Below are 25,937 nucleotides of genomic sequence, written 5' to 3'. Positions count from 1 at the left end.
GTCGACTGGAGGCCGACGTGAACAGTGGTGCCCGCGCGCTCTTGTGAACGCGCGGGCACCACTGCATGTTCGCCGTTGTTTTGGTTAAGCCAATCCTCCGTTGACGTCGAGAACGGCGCCGTTGACATAGGACGCCGCCTCGGACAGAAGGAACGCGATCGGTGCGGCCACCTCATCAGGCCGCCCCAAGCGCCCCGCAGGAATCGAGTCCGTGTAGTGCCGCAGGCGGTCACGTGGAATGGCCGCCGACATCCCTGTTTCCACCACACCAGGGGCGACAGCGTTCACCCGGAACCCGAATCGGCCGAATGCGGAGGTGATTCCCTTGGTGGCGGAGACCAAAGCGCCTTTGGACGCGCCGTAGGCGGGATCATCACTGCCAGTGCGGGCGACCACAGATGTGACATTGACGACGGACGCGGGCTGTTCGATGGACAGGCGCCGCCGGATCAGTTCTCGGGTCAACATGATCGCGGCCGTGACATTGACGGCGAGTACATCCGAGACGTAGTCGGGCGTCGTGTCGAGAAGACCGGTCGCCCGGTACAGGCCGGCCGCGTTGACCAACGCGGCCGGACTCCGCAGTTCGCCCTCGACCTGATCGAACAAACCGACCAGAGCCCGTCTGTCACGGAGGTCCACTTGGATCGAGACGTCGGCGTCGGCCGGAACCAGGTCGACGCCGACGACGATCCAGCCACTTTCGCGCAGCCATCTTGTGGTCGCTGCGCCGATTCCGCCCCCGGCACCGGTGACGACGACCACTTGCTCGCCGGTCACGCGAGGAGTCTCTGGGCGAATTGCGACATCGTCGCGACATCGCTGATGCATTCCGCGACGGCGGCCAATGAAAGAGGAAGATATCCACAGGACCCGACAATGGATGCCGCGTCGGCTCGCTCTGTCGCAACGCGTTCCGCACCCACGAATTTCCCGAAGAGCTCCAATGCCTCGGCAGGCATGAGTACATCCATCGCGATTCGCTCTCCGCCGTAGGCTACAGCGACTTCCGCTAGCTTTCTTCTGCTCGTGATGATGACGGAGTTCCCAGGCCCGGGCAACAGAGGGACAACCTGGCTGAAGGCTTCGGCGTCGTCCAGCAGAACCAGCATCCGGCGGCCGGCGGTGATCGTTCGGAAGAGAGCCGCGCGTTCGTCGAGTTCGTCCGGTATTTCGGAATCCGATCGCCCGAGAGAACGCAGCATCGTTCCCAAGGCTTCCTCTGCATCGGTTGGAGCCGGCCCTGGCGTGCTCCGAAGGTTCACGAAGAGCTGACCGTCGGGGAACAGATGGTCCCTGAGGTGGGCCCAATGTACGGCGAGGGCTGTCTTGCCCACGCCCTGGTCGCCATCCACCGTCACCAGTCTGAGCGTCGGCGTCCCACGGTCCATCGGGGACGCGGACTTGTCCAATTGCGCAAGATATGCGTCGCGACCGGTGAATTTCGCTGTGCCCGGAGGTACCTGGCGTGGCACGACCGGAGAAGCGGATACCGACCGGCCGTTCGGCACCACTGGGTCGATGTCGTCGGCCAGGACTCGCGTGTGGGCCGCGCGCAGTTCTTCGCCGGGATGGACCCCGAGTTCGTCGGCGAGCCGGCTCGCGATCGCCGCGTACGTCGCCAGGGCTTCGGCCTGGCGGCCCAAGGAGTGGAGAACACCGATGAGTTGCACCCAGAATCGCTCACGGAGCGGCGCGTCCGTGGTCAGTCTGCGGAGCCGACCCACCAGGTCGCCGTACTCGCCGAGGCGCAACTTGGCGTCGACGTAGTCTTCCTCGGCCTGCAAGCGTGACTCCGTGAGCCGGCGGAGGTCCGCCGGTGGCGAGTTGTCGAAAGCGACATCCTCACAGGGATCACCGCGCCATAGCTCGAGCGCCGCGGACAGCAGCCGTGCACGTTCGGAGTCGTCACGACTATTTGCCGCGGCCGCGACCAGTTCCTCGTAGTCGAGGAGGTCGAGTTGATCGGGCGCGATCGTCAGCTGGTATCCACTGGGCACGGTGGTCAATAGCTCCCGTGAGGGGCCGAGGACCGCGCGTAGCCGGGTCACGTACAGCTGGACAGCCCGGCGCGGACACTCAGGTGGGTCGTCACCCCAAAGCCGGCTGGTCAGCTGGCTGATCGTCACCGGCCTGTTAGGCATCAAGAGAAGTGATGAAAGCAACACCCTTAACTTCGGGCTGCTGATCTTGATCGGATGATTTCCGTGCTTGACGGACAGGGGTCCGAGGATCGCGAATTCGAGTTCCCGGACCACATGGTATCGCGAATGACATGAGCTGTCTTCAACCCCCAGCATAAGACAAGCTTCTCCTGTGTCTTCCGATTTGTGAGAAGTTTCCGCCATTCCTGAAGTCGGGCAGATCTGTGGCGGTCCTAGTTGATTCTCATCGGCTGACGTGGGTCCCGCAAGATGAAGTCGATGATTCTTCGGGGATAACCGATGCATAGTAAGGCATGACCCAGGGGAATGAGTCGACCTCTACCTGAAGGCCAGGTGAAGCACCACCATGGAGGTGTTCTGGTCTCCGCGGCACCCGCTGGGGACGGGACCGGCCGCGGAGACCAGAACTGCGCGGCCAACAGCGACTTCTGTCGGAGGCGGTGCCTACCTTCACCTCCCGGCTGGGGGTCCGAGCGGCAAGGTGCGGTCCCGCCCTGACCGCGGCTGCCGACAGAAGGAAGTCGACGTCGAGTCAGTGTTCGACGAGTGCAGGTCAAGTATCGATCGGAGCGACTTCACGTTGGCTTCGGCTCACGCTCGGTAGCGCTTTGTCCACTTCGGGCGCTCGTGAAGAGGTGCGAGTGTCACTCGTCGGGGCGAGTCTGTGCAGATGGCCATCCCCGCGGAGCCGAGCCGGTGCCGAGGTCTTCCGCGATGCCCCATACGTATGAACGTGAGTATTGGACCCGCGGGAGCGCCGGTGTTTGTCTTGGGAAGGCCACTCCGGAAGGAAGCAGACTGTGGAAAACCGAAGCACACCCATCGATAGGGCAGCGGTCCTGCGCGCAGGCGGTATAGGCGCCGCGGCGCTCCTGGCCACATCGTTGACCGGCGGGACGGCTTCGGCCGCGCCGGCGCGCGAACACCCGAACGTGAGCCTGATCCGCCGCTACTACCAAGCTTATGGTTCTGGAGATCTCAACGCGTTGAGGCAGTTCTTCGCTGCCGACATCCGATGGACGATTCCAGGGCATCACCCGCTCGCGGGGACGAAGACGGGGCCGGACGAGGTGATCGCCTTCTTCGAACAGCTCGGACGCTCCGGGTTTCGGGCCGAGATCCTGTACCTGGCCGCAGACGGCGAGTGGGTGGTCGACCTCCATCGCGGGTGGAGCACCACTCCGGCAGGCCTCGACATCACCTGGGCGCTGGCCTACCGCATCCGTGACCGGAGGATCGCCGAGGCGGTCAACTTCGCCGGCGACCAGCATGCGGCGGACCGTTACTTCTGGCGGCAATACCCCCTCGCGAGGATCCCCGCCCGGCTGGAACAGGACTGAGACATGAACGAAGGATCAACGTCACGACGCCGAGTGCTGGCCGCGGGAGCGCTGGGTCTCGCAGCCGGCACCCTGGGGCCGGCCGCCACCGCTTCCGCTGTCACCTCGCGGAGGGGCAGGTTCGACGGCAAGGTCGTTCTGATCACCGGGGCCACCTCGGGTATCGGTGCCGCCACGGCACGCGCGATGGCCGTGGAGGGCGCGAAGGTGTACTTCTGCGGCCGTCGCGAACAGCTGGGCAGGGAGGTGGCGAACAGCATCCGGGCCAGCGGCGGTGAGGCGACGTTCCATCGGACGGACGTCCGCGTCGAGGCGGACGTCCGCGCGTTCGTCGAGGGCTGCGTGCGCCGATACGGCCGCTTGGATATCGCTGTAAACAACGCGGGTATCGAGAGTCCGCGTGCGGCGCCTCTCGCGGAACAGACGTTAGCCGATCTGGAGAATGTCTGGCGTACGAACACCGCCGGTGTATTCCTGGGAATGAAATACGAAATCCCGCACATGCTCGCGCGGGGCGGCGGGGTCATCGTCAATACCGCGTCGATCTCCGCGGAAGTCGGGTTCGCCACGATCGCGCCGTACAACGCGAGCAAACACGGGGTCGCGTCCTTGACGAAGGTCGCCGCCCTCGAGTACGCGGACAAGAACATCAGGGTGAACTCGTTCGCGCCCGGTGCGGTGGACACTCCCATGCTTCGCCGTGCCGCCGAAGCGTTCGGGGTGACCTACGAACAGATCGCGCAGGACTACCCGATCAAACGCATCGTGCGGCCCGAGGAGATGGCGACCGTCGTGATGTGGCTCAGTTCGCCCGAGTCGAGTGCTGTGACCGGAACCGATCTCGACGCCAGCGGAGGATACCTGACTGGGTGACTGCCTGCCGTAGCCGTGAATCAGGGATCCGCAGCGGCTACGGCATGCGCACTGATCCACCCGGTATCGCCCGGCCCGCGGGTCGCCAAGCCACCACCCGACGCCTGGATCCCGAGTTCACGGGCGTGTTTCGATGACACCATGAACCGGCACCTGCGGCGCCGGCGATGTCATCGTTCGGCGGCGTGCGTGACATCTTCGGAGGTCTGGAATTTCGCCGTCAAGTAGGCGCGCGTGAATGCCACGGCACTACCGTCGATCATATGAACAGAAGTCCCGCTGATACCTTCTTTCGCGAGTTTTCCGATAAGCCTGTCGACTCGGCCTCTCGCGTCGAGCAGATCCGCTGCCCGGGTGGTGAAAACCTTGTCTGAAGCAGTGAGTGAGACCCTCCATTCGCCGGAGGACTCCATGTAGGTCACGGTGATCACGCTGGCGGACTGCTCGATCGGCACAGATCATGATGGTACGGATCCGTCGACCGCGAGCAGCCTGCCGGGCGGCTGCAGGGAACTGTTAACACGAACGCAATAGTGGGCTTACCCGAGGGTGGCGGCGTGCCGGCCCGGTCAGAGGACGGGCGCCAAGGCGGTCTTTGGATTCAGTTCGACTTCAATCAGTCGCCTTCGTTTGGATAACTTTTGTGTTCCAGGCGCCTTTGAGTGTCGGAGAAAATAGGGAGACGATGACAAACCTGGGGCCGGGCTTCGCTGTGCGAATGTCCGCGGCGTGTTGACTTGGAGGCACGTCACTCCGGATGACTTCCCATTGCTGTCTCGATGGCTGGCGGCTCCCCATGTATCCCGGTGGTGGTCCCGAGAGGCATCGCTGGAAGCGGTTGAACGTGCTTTCGGGCCGTCCGCGCGTCGTGAAGAACCCAACGAGGATCTCATGGCCGTCGTGGACGTTGTGCCTGTCGGACTCGTGCGGCGCTCGTTCCTGTGCGACTACCCCGTCGGTCTGCTCGATCTGGCTGAGATCACCTTGGTGCCGACGGGCACGATGGCGATCGGATTTCTCATCGGCGACGCGGTGAACGTCGGTCGAGGACTCGGTACCGAGATGGTTTCCTCCGCCCTCGACAATCTTTGGGCTGATCATGAGGATGCCGAGTGTGTCATCGTCGCTGCGCACGTGGACAATTCCGCCTCCTGGCGCACACTCGAAAGGCCGGCATGGCCAGGGTCGGCAGCGGTGAGATCGAACCGGGCAACCCAGGGGTTGACTTCCGTCATCATGTGTACCGGATAGACCGGCCATACGTGCCCACCGGACCGGTCTGACACCGCACAGGCACGGAGTGTTTCGGTCAAGCACGGTTCGACTGGGGTGCGAGCGCGATGTGCGTGGACGTGGATCGATGTGCGGCCGGTTATCGATCCTCGAGCAAGAGTCATAGCCGAATCGCGGCTTGGTCCCTGCCGTGGTGACGCACAGGGTGTTGAATCGATCCGTCGAAACACTTCGCTGTTCGTGAAGTATCCGGGCGAGCGGGGCGGGGCACGGCGACTGTCCCGTCCGGCAACTGTGTCGAGAGCCACCTAGGTGTAACTGTCTTATGAAATGGTCCACAGGCGATCGAGTGGAGAACTCGGTTCTTATTCTGCCGGTGAGTGTTCCGGTCGAACCGGACAGCTTTCCCATCATGGGCCGACGGTGTGTTCGTCATCTCGTTCGTACCCTCCGAGAACCGCGGTGCGGAAGGACGGCGACATGAACCGGCTCGACGGCAAGTCGACACTGGACGGTCTCTTTCTCCTGCACAAACAACTGCAGGAACTCGTGGTGATGCTCACCGTCGCGTCCGGCCCGGCCGACGTGGGGATATTCATGCAACGGCTCGCGGGCTCCGCGATCAGCCTCGAGCAACTGCTCGCGGCGGAGGATCCGGCGATCCTCGACTATCTGCGGGCGGCCTTCGCGCACGCGGCCCTGGATCGGACCGACGAACTGCGAAGCGATCTTCTCGACGCTTCCCGTCATCTGTTCATCCTGCTCAAAGCCAGGCGGGCGGCTGAAGGCGATCGGGAAGCGAGCGAGGGATTCACGATCCTGGACGGGCCTCCAACATTCCGTCGATGACGTAGCCGACCAGACGGTCCGCCTGGTCGGCGGACACGTGTTCTCGTGTCCACGCTCCGGCGTTCATCAGGGCCCAGAGGTCCGCGCCGGTCACCTCTGGGCGCAACACTCCAGCGCCGGCCGCGTTGGCGACAAGTTGCTCGCCGATCGCCGTCATCCGAGCACAGGACGTATGAAGTTCCGAGGCCTCGTCGTCGGCGCCTTCCGCCAGCATCGTCGCGAGACCCTGGTAGGTGGCGGCGTGCTCGACCACCAGGTCGACCCAGCGGCGCAGCGCAGCTTCCGGTGGCTGGCCGGTCAGCTTCTCCCCGGCATCGAACAGCGCCTCGTTCCGGTCCCGTAGCAGCGCTCCGAGTAGTGCCCTGCGGTCTGGGAAGTGCCCGTAGAGCGTTCCGATCGCCACGCCCGCCCGCCGGGCGACACCGTCCAGTGGTGCGCCGACACCGCGTTTCCGGAACGTCACGTCAGCCTCTGCGAGCAGCCGCTCACGGTTACGACGTCCGTCGGCTCTTGGCCGCCTTGTGGGATTCACGCTTGCTCCCGCTTAACTTGAGCTACCCTCGACTTATTAGTCGAGACACCCTCACTTTAGCTGGAGACCACGATGATTCTGCTCACCGGAGCATCCGGAAGTATCGGCCGGCACCTTGTCCGCAGCCTGCGTGACGGCGATATCACCGCTTTCGTGCGGAACGCGAAGACCGGTGACGAGCTGGGCTGCCCGTACATCGTCGGAGACTTCGATGACCCGGACTCGATCGCGGCCGCGGTGAAAGGCGCGGACCGGGTGTTCCTGAACGCCGGCGGTGTCCAGCCCGTGAACGGCGAGCAGCCGATGATCCGCCAGCAACGAAGCGTGATCGACGCGGCCGTCGAGGCCGGTGTCGACCACATCGTGAAGGTGTCGGTATGGCACGCGCGCGAGGGTGGGAGGTTGGCGGAAGGTGCGCACGGGGTCATCGAGGAACACTTGAAGGCCTCCGGCATCGGCTGGAGCCTTCTGCAGCCGAGCGGATTCATGCAGAACTTCCGCACCGGCGCCGGGGCGTTCGTCGAAGACGGGAACATTCTCGGTGCCTACGGTGATAGCCGGGTGTCCTACGTCGATTGCGTGGATATCGCCGCCTGCGCGGCGGCGCTGCTGGCCGGGGAGCCGCGGCATGGCGGGACGTTCGTGCTCACGGGGCCGCAGGCGCTGACCCACGCCGAGATCGCCGCCAGGCTGTCAACGGTGGCGGACCGGGAGATCCGATATGTCGATCTGCCCGCGCAGGCTTTCGCCGACCGGCTCGCCTCGGCAGGACTGCCCGAGGCGTTCGCCCAGGACGTCGCTGCGTTGTTCACGGAGGTAGCTGAGGGCAAGCTCGCGACGACGACGACGGCCGTCGCCGACCTCATCGGTCGTCCGCCTCGCGCGTTCGAAGAGTTCCTGCATGACGAAGCCGTGCCTGTTCGCGCGGCTTGGGCGAACTGACCACGGCATGTTCACGGCGCAGTGCCCCGGTCAGTCGGGCGCTCCGGTGATGGCCCAGGTGGCGATCTGAGTCCTGTTGGTGACGTTCAGCTTGGTCATGATGTGGTCGACGTGAGTAGAGGCGGTCCTCTGGCTGATGGCGAGTGTTTCGGCGATCTGACGGTTGGTCATGCCTTGGGCGACCAGGCCGGCGACTTCGGTCTCGCGTGTGGTCAAGGGGTGGCGAGCGCCGGTCTGCGACGAGGGATTCTGCTCAGCGAGGGTGTATGCGATGCTTTCGTGCGGGGGCATGGTGTATCCCCTGGTGAAGGCCGCCGCGGCGGCGTCGAGACCGAGTTGGGCGGTGACGCTTTCAGTGTCCTTCTGGATCGGGTCGGTGAAGGCCGCGTAACGAGCCGGGGACATGCCGATCGTCGCCCACATCGCCGTCGCCGCACCGAACACCGTCGCCGCCCGCCGGTGCTGCCCGCTGCGGGCGGCGATACCCGCGCTGACCGTGAGGACGAAGGCGAGGATGGCCTTGTCCTGTACTTCTTGTTCGAGCTGAAGGGTCTCGTGGCAGGCCTCGCGTGCTCGCTCGAGGTCGCCGACGAGATACTCGGTGGCGCCCAAGGACCACAGCGCCCACGATCGCCAGAAGACCTCGCCGCGGGAGGCGTACTCGGCGACGCTTTCACGCAGTATCCGGCGCCCGCGTTCGAGGTCGCCGAAGAGCCCGGTCGAAATGCCGTGGTTGAAGCGTGCCCACAGCTCACCGCTGAGATCGCCCAGTTCGTGCTGCCACGCACCGGATCGCGCGAACAGGCCGGCGGCTTCGGCCATCCGGTCCGCGGTCAGCGCGTCGTAGCCGCGAACGAGCAGAAGGTAGGCCTTGACGGAGGCATTGCGTTCCTTCTCGGCGGCATGCTCTGTCTGTTCCAGCGCCGTCTCGTAGGCGGGCCGATCCCCTTGGATCAAGGCGAGAAAGGTGTAGGTGAACAGTGCGTGCGCCCGTCCTGGAGCGTCCGGGCGAGCCGCGTCGAGCAGTTTGCCCAGGTGAAGCCTGCCCTCCGAGGTGAGGCCATGGATCAGCCAGAACTCCTTGATCTGGAACGCCATGGACATCCCGTCGACAGCGTCGTCCGAATTCTCACCGCAGAAGTCCAGTGTCGCCCGCAAGTTGGCGTGCTCACGGTGCAGCCGCCGGCTCCAGCTCAGCTGATCCGGGCCGATCCACGCTTGCCCGCACTGCCGGCCGAGGGCCAGGTACCAGTCACTGTGGCGCCGCCGCATACGGGCCGCGTCGCCCGCGGCGGTGAGCTTCTCGTGACCGTACTGACGGATCGTCTCCAAGAGGCGATACCACACGACATCGTCTCGTTCGTCGCGAATCAAGATCGACTTGTCGACCAGGCTGTCGATGAGCTCGAGTGTCTGTGCGGCCGTCAGTCCGGCGCCGGAGCACACAGCCGCGGCGGCATCGGCTTCGAAGCCACCGGAGAACACGGACAGCCGGGCCCAGAGCAGGCGTTCGGGCGCGGAGCACAGCTGATGGCTCCAGTCGATCATCGCCCGGAGCGTTCCATGCCGCTCCGGAACATGCCTTGTCGCGCTCGTGGTCAGCAGCGCGAGCTGCCTGTCCAGACGTTCCGTGATCTGCCGGACCGACAGCGCCCGTAGCCGCACGGCGGCGAGTTCGATGGCGAGCGGCACACCTTCCAGGCGCTCGCACAGCCGGGCCACGTCCTCGGCATTGCTCTCGCTGATCTCGAACGAAGGCAGGACGGCCGACGCACGATCGGCGAACAAGCGCACCGCGTCGACCGCCAGCAGTTCCCGCAGGTCCATCCTCGGCCGGGGGACGGCGAGAGGCGGTACGGGCAGGACCTGCTCGCTGGTCACCTTCAAGGGATGTCTGCTGGTCGCCAGGATCGCCAAACGCGGGCAGCGCGTCAGGAGGGAGTCCGCCAGCCGGGCGCAGCTGCCGGTCAGGTGCTCGCAGTTGTCCAGGATCAGCAGGGCGCGTCGATCTCGCAGCCAGCCGACCAGCACTTCGACCGCCGGGCGGGCCGAGCGATCCGTCAGTCCCAGTGCCTCGGCGACGGTGCTCGCCAGCAACTCCGGGTCGTTGAGATCGGCCAGCGCCACGAAGTATGCGCCGTCGGGGAATCCTGTTTGTGTCGAAGTCGCGAAATGCGCTGCGAGGCGTGACTTGCCGACTCCTCCAGGGCCGGTCAAGGTCACCATCGCGCCGCTCCGGAAGGACTCGGACAGTCGAAGGAGTTCCGCCTTCCTGCCGACGAAGGTCGTCAACTCCGCCGGAGTCCGTCCCACCGCGCCGGAGGTACCCGCCGGGCTCATCCCAGTCCTCCTCGCTGTCGTGGCTCACCACTCAGTGGAGCCCCGGCGCTTTCGTCCCGCGGTGGAGTGGCCATGTTCGGACGGCGTCCGGCCGCTCGCAACTCGCGATCCGACGCCAGGGTTCGAGTGTATGGGTGACTGATCCATTTCGCTGGGTAGTAAGACGCCCCGGCGGATAACCGTCAGGATATGGATCACGACTTCAATTGCATTGTGCCGGTCTTGCCTGTTGCGAACGCGTGGCGGCAAAGTAACGCTGTTCCCCCGATGGGATCGCGCACCGCCGTGGCGGTGCCTGCACACACGGAAATGATGAGAGTCGATGAACGAAGTGACCGGCCGGTTCGACCTGGGCAGCTGGGAAGAGGAAGTTTACGACGAGCAAGACGGCGTCAGCTTGCTTCGCGTACGGAACACCAAGACCTTCGAGGGCGGTATTCAGGGCGTGAGCGAAGCGAACCTGCTTCAAGTGCTGGCTCACAATGGCTCGGTCTCGTATGTGGGAATGGAGCGGGTACGCGCGAAAATCGACGATCGCGAAGGTGACTTCGTGCTGCGCCACACCGCGTACGGGAATGCTGGAGGCGGGGTCGCGATCATCGAAGTCGTTGCGGACTCGGCTGGCGGTGACTTGAAGGGACTCAAGGCCAAGATGGACATCAAGCGTTCGCCGGAAGGCGAACACACCTACGTCTTCGACTACGAGCTGTAGCCCTGTAGTTCGTAACATGGTGATAAATGATGCCCGGGAGTGTCAATCATGTGACAGGTTTCCGGATGGTGCGGCATCAGAGCTGCCTTGTATGAAAGGTCGACTTGACGGTTCGCGGTGAGTCGCGCGGCTGGCGGGCGGCGCTCGCGATCGAAGACTTCCGGGCCCTGTGGATCGCGGAGATCGTGGCTTCGGCCGGTGAGCAGTTCGCGAGGGCGGCGATGGCCGTTCTCGTGCTTGCCCGTACGGGGTCGGGGCCACTCGCCGGGCTGACCTACGCGTTGCCGTTCCTGCCCGCGGTGGCGGTCCGCTCATCGCGGGAATCGCCGACCGATACTCGCGCCGCCCCTCCTGGTGGCCGGTGATCTGGCGCGTGCCGTGCTGGCCGGTCTCATGGCGGCCCCCGGGCTGCCGTTGCCGCTGTCGCTCTGCCTGCTGCTGGGCTTGCAACTGGTGGTGCTACCGGCGAAGGCGGCCCGGGGAGCCATGTGCCCGATGTGCTTCCGGAAGATCTTCCGATCACGGGCCAGTCACTGAGGCTTGTGACGCAGCAGATCGCCCAGATCACAGGGTTCGCGCTGGGAGGTGCTCTGAGCGGCATCGCGCCCGAGGTGGCCTTGGCGACGTATGCGATCTGTTGTGTCGTTTCCGCGGTTGTCGTCGCCCGGTACGTAGGTCCTCGGTCGCCCCCGGCGGCGGCGCGGGGTGGCTACTGGCGGTCCAGCCGGGAGGTGGTCCGTGTCATCTGGAAGCATCCCGGTTTGCGGGTTCTTGCCTTGCTGGCGTCCCTTCTCGGAGTGACCGTGGTCCCGGAGGGTCTCGCGGCAGCCTATATCGCCGAGATGGGTGGCGGGGCCCGGGAAGCCGGGTTGTTGATGGCGGCAGACCCGGCCGGGATGGCTATCGGCGCCTCCGTGCTGGGCAGCCGGTTCATCTCCGCCGAAGGACCGCTCGCGTTGATGGCGCCGCTCCCCGCCGTGGGAGGACTTCCGCTTCTGGTGTGCCTCGCCCGTCCAGGGCTGGTCTTGTCGGCCGTGGGTGTTCATGGTGGCCGGAGCGTGCGCGGCGTATCTGGTCGTCGTGGGCGCGACGTTCAGCCGACTCGTCCCGGCCGCTCTGCGGGGGCAATGCATGGGGCTCTTCAATGCGTTGCTGGCCGGGTCGACAGGGGTCGCGGTTCTCGCCGCGAGCACTTTGACGTCATTGGTCGGACCGGCCGTGAGCATCGCCGCATCTGGCACGCTCATAGTGACGACTGGTGTGGCGGCGACCGTGCTGTGGCGCCGAGTGCCGCGGTCGACGCTGACAGCATCGACCTCCACTGTTGACCGGCTGACAAGCTGAATAGTATTCATGATGAACGCGAAGGTCGGCGACCGGGAATGTCACCGAAGTGCGCAGTGAATTGAGTCGTGCCGATATCCGCTGGTCCTTGGAGTAGCCTGCGGACATGACAGGTGATGTCGGGGATCGGGCGGCTCCCACCGTGCACCAATTACGAATGTTTCTCGTACTTGCCGAAGAGCTGCATTTCGGCCGGGCCGCGGCGCGACTCTACATGAGTCAGCCCGCGCTGAGCCGTCAGCTGAGCGCGCTGGAACGACGGCTCGGTGTCGAACTGGTCTCCCGCACCAGCCGCTCGACTTCGATCACGGCGGCCGGCCTGTCCATCCTGCCGGACGCCCGCATGGTGGTGCACGCGATGCGCAGGCTCCAGCGTCTGGCCGGGGAACATACCCGCGGACTGGCGGGCAGAGTTGTGATCGGCACGGTCGGCGCGGAGGCGACGATGGCGCATACCGTCACGATCCTCGACGAGGTGCGCAGGCGCCATCCCGCGCTGGAACTGGACGTGCGGCTCTTGGGTTTGGGGGACCAGTACTTGAGTTTGAGTACCGGTGAAGCGGATCTGGTGTTCTGTCGTCCGCCCGCGGCGGAGGACATCCGGACGTTGCATCTCAACAGCGAACCACGAGTGGTTTGTGTGGCGGCGGACGACCCGCTGGCGGAAAAGGACAGTGTGCGACTGGCTGATCTGGACGACCGGGTCGTGGTCTCGTTCCCCCCGGAATGCCCCAAGGTCTGGCGCGACTTCTGGGCGGCTGATCCACGTCCGAGTGGAGTGCCGGTCCGATATGGACCCGTAGTCTCCGATGTCGAGTCCCTGTTCGCGTTGATCGCCAGAGGTGGGATGATCGGGTTTCAGCCTTCTGCAGCCCGAAATCTCTTCCCTCGTCCGGGAATCAAGTATCTCGACGTCGTCGACTTGAGTCCGTGCACCTCGGCGCTGGCCTGGCATGTCACCGCGGAGAACCGGCCGGTAGTCGTCGCCGTTCGCCAGGCCGCGCTCGCCGCCTGGCAATCGAAAGGGTGAACAGCACACGGCCTTCGGCGGTCTGTCCATCGCTCCCGGCCGCATGGTCCCCTTCTTGTTGAAATCCTGGCTGGAAACCCGATGATCTCGGGTGACAGCGGGTACCATACTCGGCGCATCCGCGTCGCATTCATAGTCGATATCCGAAACGTCATCATTCGGTTGCTTTCTTGCATCGCTCGTCCTCCTCAACTTCACGCCCTCGCTTGGCAAGGAAGAGTAGGTTGTGATTCACGCGTTGAGCCGTGAATATTGGGGGTCAGGAAGACGTGATGAACACAAGGGCAAGAACTATTCATGTTTCCGGGGGTTGAGCGGTCTGGTGTGAGTGATCGCCCAGCGCTCTGAATACTTCGAAGCGGCCGAAGGGCCGTTTCGGGCGGCGGTCCCGGTGGCTCTCTCCTTCACGGCCTCCGGGGCCGCGTTCTTATTTTCCGAAGTTCGACCGCTGTCCGCAAGTGGTGACGGTCGGACCAGAGTGGTAATTCTCTACCGTCAGAGGAACGCGATGTATTATCCGCAGGTGAGGAAGCGGCGCACGGGCTTCATCGTCGCGACCATCGGTGCCGCAATGGTGCTGGTCTTGTTTGTGGTCTATGCGACGTCGCGAATAGTGGTGCTGGCCGGTCCGATCGGCGCCGATGTCACAAACCTCCGGATGGACCCCGAATGCCGGATTCCCGGCGGTCTACTGGAAGCGGCTGGAACCACGAATCCGACGGTGTCCACGGTTTTGTCCGGCGCGGGGGAGCGGACGATTTCGTGCGACTTTGTCACCCTTAAAGGGGCAAGTAAGTCGCGGGAACGAAAATTGGTCGTCCGTGTCAAGGATTGCGACGGCGTCGACGCGGCACTGAGGCACTACTCCGCGAAGTTACCGACCATGCGTGAGGTCAAACCACTGGAAGCGCTTGGGAGCCAAGCGGTCGAGTCGATAGTGCAGCTGGATGAGTACACTCTGGTCACGATCATCGTACAAGACGGCAATCGGTTCGTTTCGGTGCAGTACGACGGGTCTGACAAGGGTTTCTTCGGTATGGGCCCGGCTGTTCCCGAAGAGGCGTCGACGGTCGCATTGGAAGTGGCCCGTAGGTTCGTGTCAGCGTAGGCTGGTCGGCGCTGCCGAACAGAATAGATGATCGACGCTCGGTGTTGCAAGGGAACCGGCGAGTTGAATTTGAAATATGGTCGTTCGTAATCTCCTGCGGGATCCGCCGCCCTGTCCGGCGCAGAAGCAGTAGACGGCGTTGAGCGAACCCGCCGTCGAATTCGGACGGGCGTCCTCGCACTGGACGAATCACGGATAGTTGCTTTCTGGGTCCTGCTCGGCTCTTGCCGGTGCGGGGCGAACTGGGGATGAGGCAGAGATGGATCATTGGAGCGCGCCCACGGTGCACCAGCTACGTATTTTTCTTGTGCTGGCCGAAGAGCTGCACTTCGGCCGTGCGGCCACGAGGATGTTCATGAGCCAGCCGGCGCTGAGCCGGCAGTTCACCGCCTTGGAACAACGTCTCGGCATCCAGCTCATCACTCGCACCAATCGCACCGTGGAGCTGACGGCGGCGGGCAAGGCGATCTTGGCCGAGGCGCAGTCGATAGTCACGGCGACGCAGGTGCTGCATCGTGTCGCGACCGAGTACACCCGAGCCGCGATGGGGAAAGTGGTCGTGGGCACGATCGGCGCCGAAGCCGCGATGGAACACACTCGCCTGGTGCTGGCTGAGGCGATCGAGCAGCATCCTGACCTGCAGGTCGAGGTTCGACTGCTGAGCGTCACAGAGCACTTTCAGAGCCTTTACACCGGAGAGGTGGACGTCGTCTTCTGCCGGCCGCCGGCCCCGGAGCAAATCCAGACGCATCATCTGTCGACGGAGCCTCGTATCGTGTGCGTGCCGGCGGACGATCCGCTGGCGGGCAGGCACGAGGTGTCACTCGCGGAGTTGCGGGACCGCGTGGTGATCGACTTTCCTCACGAATGTCCGCCGGCATGGAGGAACTTTTGGGCCGTGGACCCACGACCCGACGGTTCTCCGGTCAAGTACGGACCGGTCGTGAGAGATGTCGAGTCACTGCTGGCCACGGTGGCCCAGGACAAGGTCATCGCGTTCCTGCCGTCGGCGGCGAGAACGTTCTTTCCCCGGCCGGGGATCGTGTTTCTCGACGTGACGGACATCCCTCCCTGTACCTCGGCACTCGCCTGGCATGTCAACGGGAGCCAGCGCCCCGCTGTCATGGCCCTCCGGCAAGCAGCCGAGAAGGTGTACCCGACCGGCTTCTGAGCGTCGGGGATCAGTCGACCGCGGCTAAGGTCTCACGTTTGCCGGACCGCCGGATCGTGGGGGATACGACCGCGAGGGTGATCGGGACGAGCAGGATCGCGGCACGCGCCGTCTATGGGTTCGTGGACACCAGGATCGCCACGAGGAACGACCCCAGCGCTACACCCAGGCCGTGAGCGGCGTACTGGATCGAGAAGCCTTCGCTGCAGGAGTCCATCGGGAGCGCGCGTTCCAGAGCCTGGCTGCGCAACGCGTTCACCGGAGCGATGAACAACCCTCGGCTACCAGCGGGTCCCACCAGCCACGGCGCCGATGACAGGGCGATAGCGGGAAACAGGAACAGGCCCATGAGCACGAGCGCGATATCCGCCTGTATCGAGGATTGGCCGACGAGCCTGTTCATCAGGGCCGCGAGCAAAACACCTCCGGGGAAACTGCCCGCTGAGCTCGCCACCGCGAAAACGCCGGTGATCGTCGAGGACGTTCCCAGGCTCAGCAGCAAGGCGGGGAGCACCGCGATCAGGACGCCCTCGGCGAGACCGAGATTGAGGTAGGTGGGCCAGGCTGCCGGAGACCTCCATGCCCGGCGAGCCGCGTCGATTCCCGGCGAAAGCGCCGCAGGTGGAGGTCCATTTTCGGGAGTGACAACGGCCAGCCTGCGGGTCGTCGCGGCTCCCGCGAGAGCACACCCTGCCATCGCCGCCAGCGCAAGGGCGGGCGTACCGGCGAGGAGGACGGCACTGACGGCCAGCGGAGCCAGGAACCATTCCGCCTCGAGAATCGCCGCGTCCCACCTGAAAGCGATGCGCAGCCGGACTGGGTCCAGCAGACCGGTGAGCATCGCACGGAATCCGCCTGGCAAGCCGGACGGCAGGATGGCGGCCACCGCGGTCAAGGCGAAGAGCCATGCGACCGGCCACCGGCCCCATACCGCCCACGCGAGTGTCGAGAGCGTGGCGGCGGAACCGAGCAGCGCCCAGGTCATGCGCGCGATCCCGGTCCGTGGGGCGCAGTTGTCGACGGATCGGCCGCGCCAAGGCGCCGATACTGCCTCACCCAACGCGTAGCATGCCGCCAGGGCGGCGCCGATCCCGTAGGAGCCGGTGACATGGACTCCCGCGAAGGCCAGCGCCAGTGCGGCCATCGCCGGCGGCATCCGTACCAGGCCGACAGCGGCCGACCAGTGCCACCAATTCCTGTTTCCCGCCAGACTTTCCTTTTTCATGAATTCGACGGTAACTCCGGGAGTTCGCTGCGGCCATGGAAAGACGGTTCGTTCATGTCAACTTCAAGTTTCGGCGTGCTGGGCGATGGTTTTGTCCGCGCATGCCGAATCGACTGATGGATGCTCTTCGAGAGTTCCATCAGCCGATCGGCTTTCGGTCAACTTGTTCTTTTACCCTTGCTCAGAAGGATCGCCGGTTCAGCGAACGGCTTTGAGCGCGTTGACCAATCCCTTGCCGTAGAAACCGGCGCCGGTGGAACCGCCTTCGCACACGGCCCTGAACTCGCCAGTGCCGCCCGGGTCGTGCACGCCTCCGGTGGGGCAGGGCAGTACCTCCGCCCCGCCGTCGGCGGCGGCTTTGAGGGTGGCTCCGGCCAACCCCGGATTACGGCTCTTGAGCAGGGCCAGCACACCGGTGACGTGGGGCGCGGCCATGGAAGTGCCCTGCAGGTAGCCGTACTGTCCGCCGGGCAGCGTGGAGAGAACCTGTCCGTTCGCGTCCGGGGTCGCCGGAATCTGGAACTTCTTGTCACCTCCCGGAGCGGTGAGGTCGGCGAGGCCGGTGCCATGGTTCGAGTTGTAGTAACGGGACTTCGCCGAGCCGACCGAAGAAACCCCGATGACTCCTGGCAATTCGGCGGGAAGGGTAAGGCAGGAGGAGTCGGTGTTCCGGGTCACGGTGGGGCCGTTGGTCGGGCTCTTCGAGTCGACGATGTCGTGCGCGAGGTCCCAGTTGTTGTTGCCCAGTGAGCTGACCGGAGTGACCGAATGAGTGGCGGCATACGTGACGGACCGGCGAACCGCCTCGGTGACCGCGGCCTGGTCGGGATCCGCCTTGCACCACAGATACCAGGGGTCGATCGCCAGCGAGGTGTTGGCGATGTCCACGCCATGGTCGGCGGCCCAGATGTACCCGCAGATCGCGGACTCGGGATAGATGAAGCCTTCCTTGCCGCCGACCTTGATCGAAGCGAGCCGAACGTTCGGCGCGACGCCCGCGACACCGATCCCGTTCTTGGCTGCCGCCACGATGCCGGCCACGTGCGTGCCATGCCCGACGTCGTCCTGCCAGGCCGACTCCGTCTGGTCCGGAACACCGGCGTTGGCGCAGTTGACCGATGTGGACTTGTCGATGTTGTTCTTCAGGTCGGGGTGGGACGAATCGATGCCGCTGTCGAGGATGCCGACAAGGACGTCACGGCTGCCCTGGTTGATCTCGTTGGCCTGATCCGCACCGATGAGCTTCATGTTCCACTGGTTGGCGGCCAAGGGTTCGGCGGCGGCCGGCGTGCGCTGGCCACGCGCGGCGTGCTCCTCGATCTTTGGCGAGATCGGCGCGGAACCCTGGCTGCGGCGTGCCAGTTCGGCCTTGTTCCTGGTGGCGCCGACTCCGACGACACCGCTCTCCTTGCGTACGTTCGTGGCGAAGTCCGCTCGCTTGGAGCGGGCGATGATCACCCCGATCTGTGGCCACCGCTGCACGATGGAGCCCTCGTGGGCGCCGATCGCCATCTCGGCCAAATCGAACGGCGTGCCTTTCGGTACGAGGACCGCGAAGTGCGCGCCCCCGGTGGTGTCGATCGGGAGCGACGGTGCGGCGTCGGCCGACGGGATCGCCGCCAGGCCGAGCCCGGCCGCGAGTGTTCCGGCGACGGCGAGCCCTTTGGCGCGCCTCATCGGACGGAAAATGGACATGTGGAAACAGACCTCCAGGATGAATTCCCCAGTTACGGTGCCGCGGCCGTGCGACAGAACGACGGCAATACGCGGTCGATTCAGCCTGGCAGTACTGAGCGATCGAATACAAGGTCTCGGTAATGCACAGTGGTCGGGAGTCGATAGCCGCCTGTATATGCCCTCTTCGCCGGCGAAGACACCTTGGACTCGATTCGGAGGGCCGGGGTCGGTGAGGACGACATCACCTCGCCCTCACCGGCCCGGTTCAGGTGACCTATGTCGAGGGGCAAGTCAAATATGGCGTGACTTGTCGGCTTCGCCGCTCCACGAGCGTCCATAAAGGATGCTTCCCGGCGGCTAGATGCTCGATTCATGCCCATATGTACGACTCTGAGCTAGGCCGCGAGTGGCAAAGAGGGTTATTGAGGGGTAAGGCAAACGTAGCGTGTCTCGGGCGAGATGGTGGCTGGGTGACGCGACACCGCACTTGCGTGCTCAGACCCGGATCTCGCGTGTTCAGACTCCGCACTCCCGAGTTACGTCCCCAAGCACGCGAGTTACGTCCCCAGACACGCGAGTTACGCCTTGCCGAAGTCCATGAAGGCCCCTTCCTTGCGTCTAGCGCAAGGAAGGGGCCTTCATGTACTTCACGACCGGCCGCCGAGGTCACAGCCGTCCCACTGTCACCAGGGATCACATCTGACGGTAGCGAAAGCCTCCTTCACTACCGTCAGAGTAGGCAAGGAGGCCCTCGCTACCAGGAGAACGCGTACGCAGAAGCGGCACAGGCCCCGCACCACGACACGGTTGACTTTCCCTTCAATAGAACCCTGATTGCCACTCACGACCCCTTGTGAAACAGCGCAAACACCCCAATCGGGCTGATTCAGCTCAAGAGCGTCTCTTGTGGACAGTCAGGAACGCGCAGGCCTCTAGGCGAGTTCGCCCCTACGGTCAACTCCGTCACGCCACGCTCGCCTTACCCCTCAGGGGTGTTGAGCTACCTGGTGCCGGTGAAGAGGAGACGGTCTGGCTTGGCTCCAGAGGGGATGAACTTGACCGGGGTCGCCTTGCCGACCAGCTCCTGATGCACTTGCTGTGGTGTCCAGGCCGGGTGTTCCGCCAGGACCAAAGCGGCGGCGCCTGCGGTGAAGCCACTGCCTCCGTCGAAGGCTCCCCACATGTTCTCGTCGCTGCCGGGGCCGATGGCAGTAGGAGCGTCCGCAGGGGCGGCCAAGTCGACGCAGGATCCTGAGTGCGTCAGGGGATGAACGGAATCGGAGTTCGAGCCGGTGAATACTCCGGTGGAGGTGATGATTTCGGGGACGCGCGTTGGTGAGCCTTCTACGCAAACGTCCCTGTCGTGCTCGGGCGAACCTTCCGCGTTGGTAACCCAGGTCACTCCCGATTTGATCGAATCACGGATGGCTTGGTCGACCTCAACGCTCGCAGGCAGGCTGGAGGGAATCAAGGCCACGGCGGGACGCACCGCATTCGCGGTTACCCATTTGATGCCGGCGGCCACTCGCGAGGACGTCGTTCTCCGGGCGCAATCGCGCACGCGCACAGAAACCAGGTGCGCACCCTTGGCGACGCCATACTTGATGCCGCCGACCTGTGCCGCCGAGCCGGTGGCGGTATGTTGCCAACAGTCCTTGGCGATGGTGCCGCCGACGAGGTCGGCCCCCTGGGTGGCGCGGCCGCCGAAGTCCGTGTGTGTCACGTTGATTCCTGCGTCCAGGACGTAGGTGTGCACGTTGTCGGCAGAGGTCGTCCAGCTGTAGGTCTTCGAAAGGGGATAGCTTCGCTGGTCGATCCGATCGAGCTCTTCGGTCGGGTTGGCCTGGATTCCCGACGCGAGCGGGCGCGTTGGGTCGTTGTGCTTGTCCTGGACCGCCGCGCCGGCGGCCTGCTGGGAGGAAAGGGCGCTCGCTCCCATCAGGAAGGCGGCGACGAGGGCGCTGCGTCTCAACCTTTTGTGCGTGGTCATGCGATCGAACTCCTCGGATGATTGATTGCCGTTCAGGCAATGATCATCGCGAAGAGTAGCCAGCCTCACCTTCAGGTGGGCTTCATGAACGGGTCGAGGTTCGTCAACACGACGGAAGAGGTGCTGATCAGCGGCTATATACGGTCAGGGAGGACCGTGGGAGGTGCCACGTTAGGTCAACGCTGCCGCGATGTATCTCCATCATGCGGCACCCTGAAAGCAGAGAATTCTGCGCACGTTTATCGGCGCGACAAAGTGAGGTTCGCTGCGATATTCATGAGCCGGAATCGAGAGTCAGTACGCGATTCAGGTTTTGCTTGAATCCTGGATCGCGAGATGGGGAAGACGAGCGCCTTGAAGCGGGCGTGCCTGTCTTGAGGTGCCGCTGTGTCCTTCGATGCTGCTGCCAAGGTGTGATATCGGGAGTGGGAAGCCCGCCTGGATCGCATTCGGCCATGGGGCGGGCCGCGAGTGGTCAGGACGGCTCAAACCGTCCTGACCACTCGTAAGTCCGAGAGTGACCGTCAGCAGGGGATGCTGTACTTGACCGCCAGGTCGTTGTCGCCGCGGAACAGGTCACGCCGCACATTGGGTGCGAAGTCCCCGATCACTCCGTCGTTCTTGTAGAGGCGCACCGTCCTGGACTTGGTCTGGATCGACGAGACGCGGTACTTCCATTCGGTGGGCAGGTCCTTGGTGCCGCAGGCGTAAAGCTCGTAGCGGGAGGTCTGGCCTCCGGCGTCCTCGTACAGGCATCCATAGAGTCCCTGGCATTCCCAGGCGGTCACTCCCGCGGTTCCGGCCGCGGCCGTGGCCGGGGACAGCAGCGCCGACGAGGCGGCCAGGGCGGTCAGGGTCGCGGTGATCGCCGCGCGCCGACGAGTTCTGGGCATTTTCACTCCTGTGGAATCGCGGCCCGATATGGCCGTTCGGAGTAAAACTAACGTCCGAATCTCGGCGGGGTCAATGATCGACGCATTGTCAAATCAAGGGTCATTGATCTATGAATGGTTATGATATCGAACCTTGTCTGAATGGTTGGAAGGAATTCGCCGCCTATTAATTCGCGAGAAACTTTTAATGGGAGAACGCGGTGTCAGACCGGCTTCCTCGACGGCGTCACCGTCGAACGGAACAGGCTCCTGTGGTCTTCCTCGTCGCTCGCGGCAGCAGGACTTCCGGTACCATGGTCTTCATGATCAATGAATCCTTGGGAGGCGCGACGCCTCACCTCCGGTGAGGCCGTCGATCAGGGTTCGCACACGTGCGGAACTGCGTGCGAACCGGCGGAGAAAAGCCCACTCCTGTTGGGGCCACCTCGTCGTCGCACCGTTGTGGCCACTACACGGCGCCAATCTCGGCACTCTCTTGCGGACCTGTGACGCGGTCGGTGCTTGTCTCGCCGTGCCGCGGTTTCCATGGGTGCCAGAGGCGCTCAGGCGTGGGAATACCTTGCGACGGCCGGCATGTGTGCACTGGGTGCACGATCCGCCGGGCTGGCTGACGAAGGAGCGGGCCGCGGGTACCACGATAGTCGGCGTCGAGCTCGCCGAAGAAGCCGTGCGTCTGGCCGACCTTCCGCTCGCGCGAGGCCGCACCGTCGTCGTGCTCGGTCATGAACAGCAGGGCATCCCACCCGACGCGCTCGACCTCCTTGACACCGTCGTCGAGATTCCCATGGTCGGCACCGGCGCGAGCCTTAACGTCGCCGTGGCGGGCAGCCTCGTCCTGTACAAGCTGGCGGGCCTGGTGTGATCGTCGTCGACACCGCTGCCACGGACAGCTCGGTGGCTACGGTCCGGCGCGCTTCGGGGTGCGGCGCAGGCGGCCTCGGAACGCGGGGAACACGCCGGCCGGAGACTCGATCATCGCGGCATCGGTTCCGACCGGGGCGGATCCGGCCCGTGCGAGCATCGCGGGTGTACGACGCCGCGCGGGCCTGGCGCGGTCGAACCGCAAGCTTCCTGGCGCGTGCTGTGCGGTTTCTCGCGCAGCGGACGACGGCGGAGATCGCTCACCAGATCACCCAGCGCGTCCACACGGCGTCGCAGGTGGTCTACGTCGACAACCACATCGCCGCGATCGTTGGGCGCGAACCTCAGATAGGGCTGGTCGCAGCGTGGCGGCTGTCGGTACCGCTGTCTCGTGGGAATCAGCTGGCACCGACAGCCGTCGATCCGGATGGTGTTACTTATACGGCGACCACGGCGCTCTTTTTCGTCCAGACCGGCCGGCCCGAATGATCGAAAGCAGTGATCCACGCGTAGGCTTGAGCGTAGGAAACCTCACCCTCGGCGAAGATGCCGGTCAGGTATCCGCTCGAGTCGGAATCGCACTTCGTGCCCAGTGGAACCCACGTCCCCCCGCTCGGGAAGATGATGTGGAAGTAGTCCACTTCGATGCACACTCTGCTGTAGCCGCCGCAGTTCCGGAAATCGCCACTTGCTGCGATGTTACGTCCTATGCGAACGGGGTTGAAGACGTTGATCCAGTTTTCGCAGGCCACGGTCTCGCTGCCTTGGGTGGAAGCAGGTGGGGCGGATGCGAGAGCGGTCTGTCCGGACAGCCCCAGGAAGATCGCGGCGAACGTGAGTGCCAGTTTGAGAACGAAGCCAGGGGTCGAGCGAGGAGTCATCTCTTGTATCCCTTCGTGAAAGACGGGCCTCCGTGATCGATCGGAAAATCGACTCGAAGGTCGAGTTGTCACTTCATGACGGGATAATGGTAAGTTCGGTGATATTCTCCCCGGCTTCATTTCTGTGTCGTCGGCCTCCTTGCGGAGAGCGTCGGGTGGTCCTAGGCGAACTTGTTCAGTGCCGCGGTCAGTTCCGTCAGCTGCGGCGTGAAGCGCTGGTACGAGAACGGTGTCTCGTTGTTCCAAGGGATCAGCTTCCCCGCCTTGACCGCGGGCAGCTGGGCCCAGGTCGGCACGCCGCCGAGCCCGTCCGGGCCGAGGGAGAGCGAACCGCCGCGGTTGTCGTACATGATCACGTCGGCGGTGTACTTGCCGATGTTCTCCCAGCTGATCTGCTGGTAGTAGCCGCCCTGGCCCTGGTCCGGCGCCTCGGGGAGGACGAAGTTCATCCCCTTGTTCTGGTAGTGCTTCGAGGTCGCGAACGACGGCGGGTTCGCGATGTAGACGGTGTCCTTCTGCGCGGAGATCAGGAGGACCTTCAGGCCGGATGCCTTCTTGATCGCGTCGCCCAGCGCGGCGTCGGCCTTCTCGTACTCGGCCTTCGCGGCCTGGATCGCCGGAGTGTCCGTGTCGGCCCCGAGTGCTTTCGCCAGCGCGATGAACTTCGCGATCCCCTCCGGCATCGCGAGCCCCTGCAGCCGGACGCCGACACTCGGCGCGGCCTTGTCGATCTTCTCCGTCTGCGTGTCCGGGATGTACCACGTCTGGTCCTTGAGGTACATCACGCTGACCAGCAGCTGCGGGTTCAGCGAGACGAACTTGTCGAAGTTGAACTCGTTGTAGACGTTCCCGAGCGAGGTCACCGCGTTCAGGTCGACGCCGCCCGCCTGCGGATCCGGTTTGCCGTCGGCGAACTTCGACGGGCCGAAGATCCCGGCCGACTTCACGCCGAGGTCCCACAGCGCGGCCGCGGCGGTCACCTGCGCGACGATCCGGGTCGGCCGCTCGCCTTCGAGTTTCCGGCCGCGATCGTCGGTGAAGGACCACGTCGCGCCCGCACCCTGCGATGGCGTCTCTTCCTGATAGCCGCAGGCGGTCAGGAGGCCGGTGGCGCCGAGCGCCGCGGTGCCGGCGAGGAAGCCGCGTCGAGAGAGGTGCATGCAGGTTCCGCCTTCAGTTCAGCCGACATCGCCGTCGGCCGGATTCACGGAGCGGAAATTTCACTGGGGTTCGATGTCACGAACGTGATGAAAATGCTTGCACAGGCGGCTGTCGTAGTCCGCGCCTGGCGCCGTGATCATTCATCGGGGGAGGCGCTTCAGGCAACGGCTTCGTGATTCCTTTCCTGTATTTATCGATAGCCGATTGCGTATCGGTGCTTGTCGTCTTCTGCCGTCGTCGGTGCCCTGGCCGACACGACGAGCGTGCAGCCGACGTCGTCAGACACTGGCGGCAGATCCTGCGGCAGCGCCAGGCCGGTCAGGCGGTGCCCCTTCCCAGAAGCCGCTCGCCCGCCACGTCGAAGAGCCACTGGACAGGTGATGCGACGCGCCGCCGGTACCCAGTGTCGCCTGTGCATCCGCTGGTGTCGGCACAGACTCCGCGTGGTCAGCCATTGACTTTGCCTCCGCGCCGCCGCTGAAAGTCGCGCGCCGGCCGAGGGCCACTGTCCCCGCTACCGCCAATCCTGTCCGTTCCGTACCCGTGTGGCCGTTCGCCGCCCGGAGGCTCGCGAACGGTGATCCGGCTTCAAAAGGGCTTCCAAAGCGGCAAGCTCAGGAATTCGATGTTCGCCGGCCGAGTTGGACGGCGTGACAGCAGAATCAGCCGTGGGAAGGACTTCCGTGCGCGCAATTGAGATCGATCGCTTTGGCCCTCCTGATGTTCTCCGCCTCGTCGACGTCGCCGAGCCCGGGCCGGTGACCGGGGAGGTGCTGATCCGGACCGTTGCGACGAGCGTCAATCCCGTCGATGACAAGACGCGGGCAGGCGCTATCGGTGAGGGCACACCTCCGTTGCCCATGAGGCTGGGCTGGGATGTGGCCGGTGTCGTGGTCGATGGCGGTGCCGGTCGATGGCGCGCCGGGGATCGTGTGTTCGCGATGTCACATCAGCTCGGCACCCGTCGCGGGACCTGGGCCGACCTGATCGCGCTTCCGGCGGAAGCGGTGGCTACGGCGCCGCGCGGGGTCAGCCTTGTGGAGGCGGCTACGTTGCCGCTTCCCGGATTGTCGGCTGTACAGACGCTGGCCTGGCTCGGAGTGTCAGCCGGTGAGCGGTTGCTGATCGCCGGCGCAGCCGGTGCTGTCGGTGGGCTGGCGCTGCAGATCGCCCGCGCGCGGGGTATCGCGGTCGATGCCCTGGTCTCGCGGGATGAACAGGTCATGGTCGCTCGTGAGCATGGCGCCGGCTTCGTCTCCACCGATCGCGAAGGCTTTCGGGGTCGCGACTACGACGCCGTCCTCGATACCTTCGGGGGCTTCCTGACCGAAGCCGTGGCGGATGGCGGCAGATACGCGTCGATCGCCACCCAGGCAGGACCGGTTCCTGATCTGTCGGCACGTGGTGTTCGCACCACTGTCAATCAAGTGCGCGAGGACGGCGCGGCCTTGCGTGAACTGACCAGGCTCGTCGACCGCGGCGTCCTGAAGCCCCGGGTGCACGCGGTGTTCGGGTTGCATGACATCCGAGCCGCGCACGAATGCTTCCTCGGTGGGAACTTGACCGGGAAGATCACCGTGACCTTCTGAGCACACGTTCGCCTCGGAACA

General features: G+C 64.6%; 25 protein-coding genes. 14 read left to right on the top strand and 11 right to left on the bottom strand.

Annotated features, from left to right (window positions below; translation table 11 throughout):
• Positions 1–84 precede the first annotated feature (84 nt).
• Complete coding sequence (locus tag ACLARN_RS27325) at positions 85–765, bottom strand: SDR family NAD(P)-dependent oxidoreductase (RefSeq protein ID WP_409494317.1); 681 nt, start codon at positions 763–765, stop codon at positions 85–87.
• Between the two features lie 11 nt (positions 766–776).
• Positions 777–2,258, bottom strand: a complete 1,482-nt coding sequence (locus ACLARN_RS27320; RefSeq protein WP_409494316.1) for a BTAD domain-containing putative transcriptional regulator — start codon at positions 2,256–2,258, stop codon at positions 777–779.
• A gap of 707 nt (positions 2,259–2,965) precedes the next feature.
• Here ACLARN_RS27320 and ACLARN_RS27315 point away from each other — a divergent pair.
• The gene (locus tag ACLARN_RS27315; protein ID WP_409494315.1) at positions 2,966–3,505 is read left to right on the top strand and encodes a nuclear transport factor 2 family protein; all 540 of its coding nucleotides are present in this window, start codon (positions 2,966–2,968) and stop codon (positions 3,503–3,505) included.
• Between the two features lie 3 nt (positions 3,506–3,508).
• Positions 3,509–4,378 (top strand): SDR family NAD(P)-dependent oxidoreductase, encoded by an 870-nt coding sequence (locus tag ACLARN_RS27310; protein ID WP_409494314.1) that lies wholly within the window; start codon positions 3,509–3,511, stop codon positions 4,376–4,378.
• A gap of 170 nt (positions 4,379–4,548) precedes the next feature.
• On the opposite strand, the gene ACLARN_RS27305 is transcribed toward ACLARN_RS27310, so the two are convergent.
• Positions 4,549–4,833, bottom strand: a complete 285-nt coding sequence (locus ACLARN_RS27305; protein ID WP_409494313.1) for a hypothetical protein — start codon at positions 4,831–4,833, stop codon at positions 4,549–4,551.
• A 274-nt stretch (positions 4,834–5,107) separates the two neighbouring features.
• Here ACLARN_RS27305 and ACLARN_RS27300 point away from each other — a divergent pair, with 274 nt between their 5' ends.
• Positions 5,108–5,629 (top strand): GNAT family N-acetyltransferase, encoded by a 522-nt coding sequence (locus ACLARN_RS27300; RefSeq protein WP_409494312.1) that lies wholly within the window; start codon positions 5,108–5,110, stop codon positions 5,627–5,629.
• 462 nt (positions 5,630–6,091) lie between these two features.
• The gene (locus tag ACLARN_RS27295) at positions 6,092–6,460 is read left to right on the top strand and encodes a hypothetical protein (protein WP_409494311.1); all 369 of its coding nucleotides are present in this window, start codon (positions 6,092–6,094) and stop codon (positions 6,458–6,460) included.
• Here the strand turns inward: ACLARN_RS27295 and ACLARN_RS27290 are convergent.
• On the bottom strand, positions 6,423–6,992 hold the full coding sequence (locus ACLARN_RS27290; RefSeq protein WP_409494310.1) for a TetR/AcrR family transcriptional regulator: 570 nt from the start codon (positions 6,990–6,992) through the stop codon (positions 6,423–6,425). The two genes, ACLARN_RS27295 and ACLARN_RS27290, sit on opposite strands and share 38 nt — an antisense overlap.
• Positions 6,993–7,064: 72 nt before the next feature.
• On the opposite strand from ACLARN_RS27290, the gene ACLARN_RS27285 reads away from it, so the two are divergent.
• Entirely contained in the window at positions 7,065–7,934 is an 870-nt protein-coding gene (locus ACLARN_RS27285; RefSeq protein ID WP_409494309.1) for an NAD(P)H-binding protein, read from the top strand.
• Positions 7,935–7,964: 30 nt separating this feature from the next.
• Here the strand turns inward: ACLARN_RS27285 and ACLARN_RS27280 are convergent, their stop codons facing one another.
• Positions 7,965–10,274, bottom strand: a complete 2,310-nt coding sequence (locus ACLARN_RS27280) for a helix-turn-helix transcriptional regulator (RefSeq protein WP_409494308.1) — start codon at positions 10,272–10,274, stop codon at positions 7,965–7,967.
• Between the two features lie 322 nt (positions 10,275–10,596).
• Here ACLARN_RS27280 and ACLARN_RS27275 point away from each other — a divergent pair, with 322 nt between their 5' ends.
• From ACLARN_RS27275 to ACLARN_RS27250, 6 genes are all read left to right on the top strand, one after another.
• On the top strand, positions 10,597–10,986 hold the full coding sequence (locus tag ACLARN_RS27275; RefSeq protein ID WP_409494307.1) for a DUF3224 domain-containing protein: 390 nt from the start codon (positions 10,597–10,599) through the stop codon (positions 10,984–10,986).
• 104 nt (positions 10,987–11,090) lie between these two features.
• Complete coding sequence (locus ACLARN_RS27270) at positions 11,091–11,351, top strand: hypothetical protein (RefSeq protein ID WP_409494306.1); 261 nt, start codon at positions 11,091–11,093, stop codon at positions 11,349–11,351.
• Positions 11,352–12,030: 679 nt separating this feature from the next.
• Positions 12,031–12,330 (top strand): hypothetical protein, encoded by a 300-nt coding sequence (locus ACLARN_RS27265; RefSeq protein ID WP_409494305.1) that lies wholly within the window; start codon positions 12,031–12,033, stop codon positions 12,328–12,330.
• A 106-nt stretch (positions 12,331–12,436) separates the two neighbouring features.
• Positions 12,437–13,360, top strand: a complete 924-nt coding sequence (locus ACLARN_RS27260; protein WP_409494304.1) for a LysR family transcriptional regulator — start codon at positions 12,437–12,439, stop codon at positions 13,358–13,360.
• A 328-nt stretch (positions 13,361–13,688) separates the two neighbouring features.
• A complete protein-coding gene (locus tag ACLARN_RS27255; protein WP_409494303.1) occupies positions 13,689–14,468 on the top strand; it encodes a hypothetical protein in 780 nt (259 codons plus the stop codon).
• A gap of 259 nt (positions 14,469–14,727) precedes the next feature.
• Positions 14,728–15,639, top strand: coding sequence for a LysR family transcriptional regulator (locus tag ACLARN_RS27250; RefSeq protein WP_409494302.1), 912 nt, complete (start codon positions 14,728–14,730; stop codon positions 15,637–15,639).
• A 112-nt stretch (positions 15,640–15,751) separates the two neighbouring features.
• Here the strand turns inward: ACLARN_RS27250 and ACLARN_RS27245 are convergent, their stop codons facing one another.
• From ACLARN_RS27245 to ACLARN_RS27230, 4 genes are all read right to left on the bottom strand, one after another.
• Complete coding sequence (locus ACLARN_RS27245; protein ID WP_409494301.1) at positions 15,752–16,864, bottom strand: hypothetical protein; 1,113 nt, start codon at positions 16,862–16,864, stop codon at positions 15,752–15,754.
• A gap of 198 nt (positions 16,865–17,062) precedes the next feature.
• Positions 17,063–18,541, bottom strand: coding sequence for a S8 family peptidase (locus ACLARN_RS27240; RefSeq protein ID WP_409494300.1), 1,479 nt, complete (start codon positions 18,539–18,541; stop codon positions 17,063–17,065).
• Between the two features lie 1,000 nt (positions 18,542–19,541).
• On the bottom strand, positions 19,542–20,531 hold the full coding sequence (locus tag ACLARN_RS27235) for a S8 family serine peptidase (protein WP_409494299.1): 990 nt from the start codon (positions 20,529–20,531) through the stop codon (positions 19,542–19,544).
• A 524-nt stretch (positions 20,532–21,055) separates the two neighbouring features.
• Positions 21,056–21,424, bottom strand: a complete 369-nt coding sequence (locus tag ACLARN_RS27230) for a hypothetical protein (protein WP_409494298.1) — start codon at positions 21,422–21,424, stop codon at positions 21,056–21,058.
• Positions 21,425–21,767: 343 nt separating this feature from the next.
• Here ACLARN_RS27230 and ACLARN_RS27225 point away from each other — a divergent pair, with 343 nt between their 5' ends.
• Positions 21,768–22,286 (top strand): TrmH family RNA methyltransferase, encoded by a 519-nt coding sequence (locus ACLARN_RS27225; RefSeq protein ID WP_409494297.1) that lies wholly within the window; start codon positions 21,768–21,770, stop codon positions 22,284–22,286.
• 164 nt (positions 22,287–22,450) lie between these two features.
• On the top strand, positions 22,451–22,774 hold the full coding sequence (locus ACLARN_RS27220; protein ID WP_409494296.1) for a hypothetical protein: 324 nt from the start codon (positions 22,451–22,453) through the stop codon (positions 22,772–22,774).
• Here the strand turns inward: ACLARN_RS27220 and ACLARN_RS27215 are convergent.
• Positions 22,723–23,166: a hypothetical protein gene (locus tag ACLARN_RS27215; protein ID WP_409494295.1), complete on the bottom strand. Its 444-nt coding sequence runs from the start codon at positions 23,164–23,166 to the stop codon at positions 22,723–22,725. The genes ACLARN_RS27220 and ACLARN_RS27215 overlap by 52 nt on opposite strands.
• Before the next feature lie 161 nt (positions 23,167–23,327).
• Complete coding sequence (locus tag ACLARN_RS27210; RefSeq protein WP_409494294.1) at positions 23,328–24,326, bottom strand: ABC transporter substrate-binding protein; 999 nt, start codon at positions 24,324–24,326, stop codon at positions 23,328–23,330.
• 684 nt (positions 24,327–25,010) lie between these two features.
• Here ACLARN_RS27210 and ACLARN_RS27205 point away from each other — a divergent pair.
• Positions 25,011–25,916: an NADP-dependent oxidoreductase gene (locus ACLARN_RS27205; protein ID WP_409494293.1), complete on the top strand. Its 906-nt coding sequence runs from the start codon at positions 25,011–25,013 to the stop codon at positions 25,914–25,916.
• The last annotated feature ends 21 nt before the right edge of the window (positions 25,917–25,937 follow it).

It is taken from the genome of Amycolatopsis sp. cmx-11-12 (assembly GCF_046269425.1).
GTDB lineage: Bacteria > Actinomycetota > Actinomycetes > Mycobacteriales > Pseudonocardiaceae > Amycolatopsis.
This window is presented reverse-complemented; position numbering and strand designations above follow the sequence as displayed.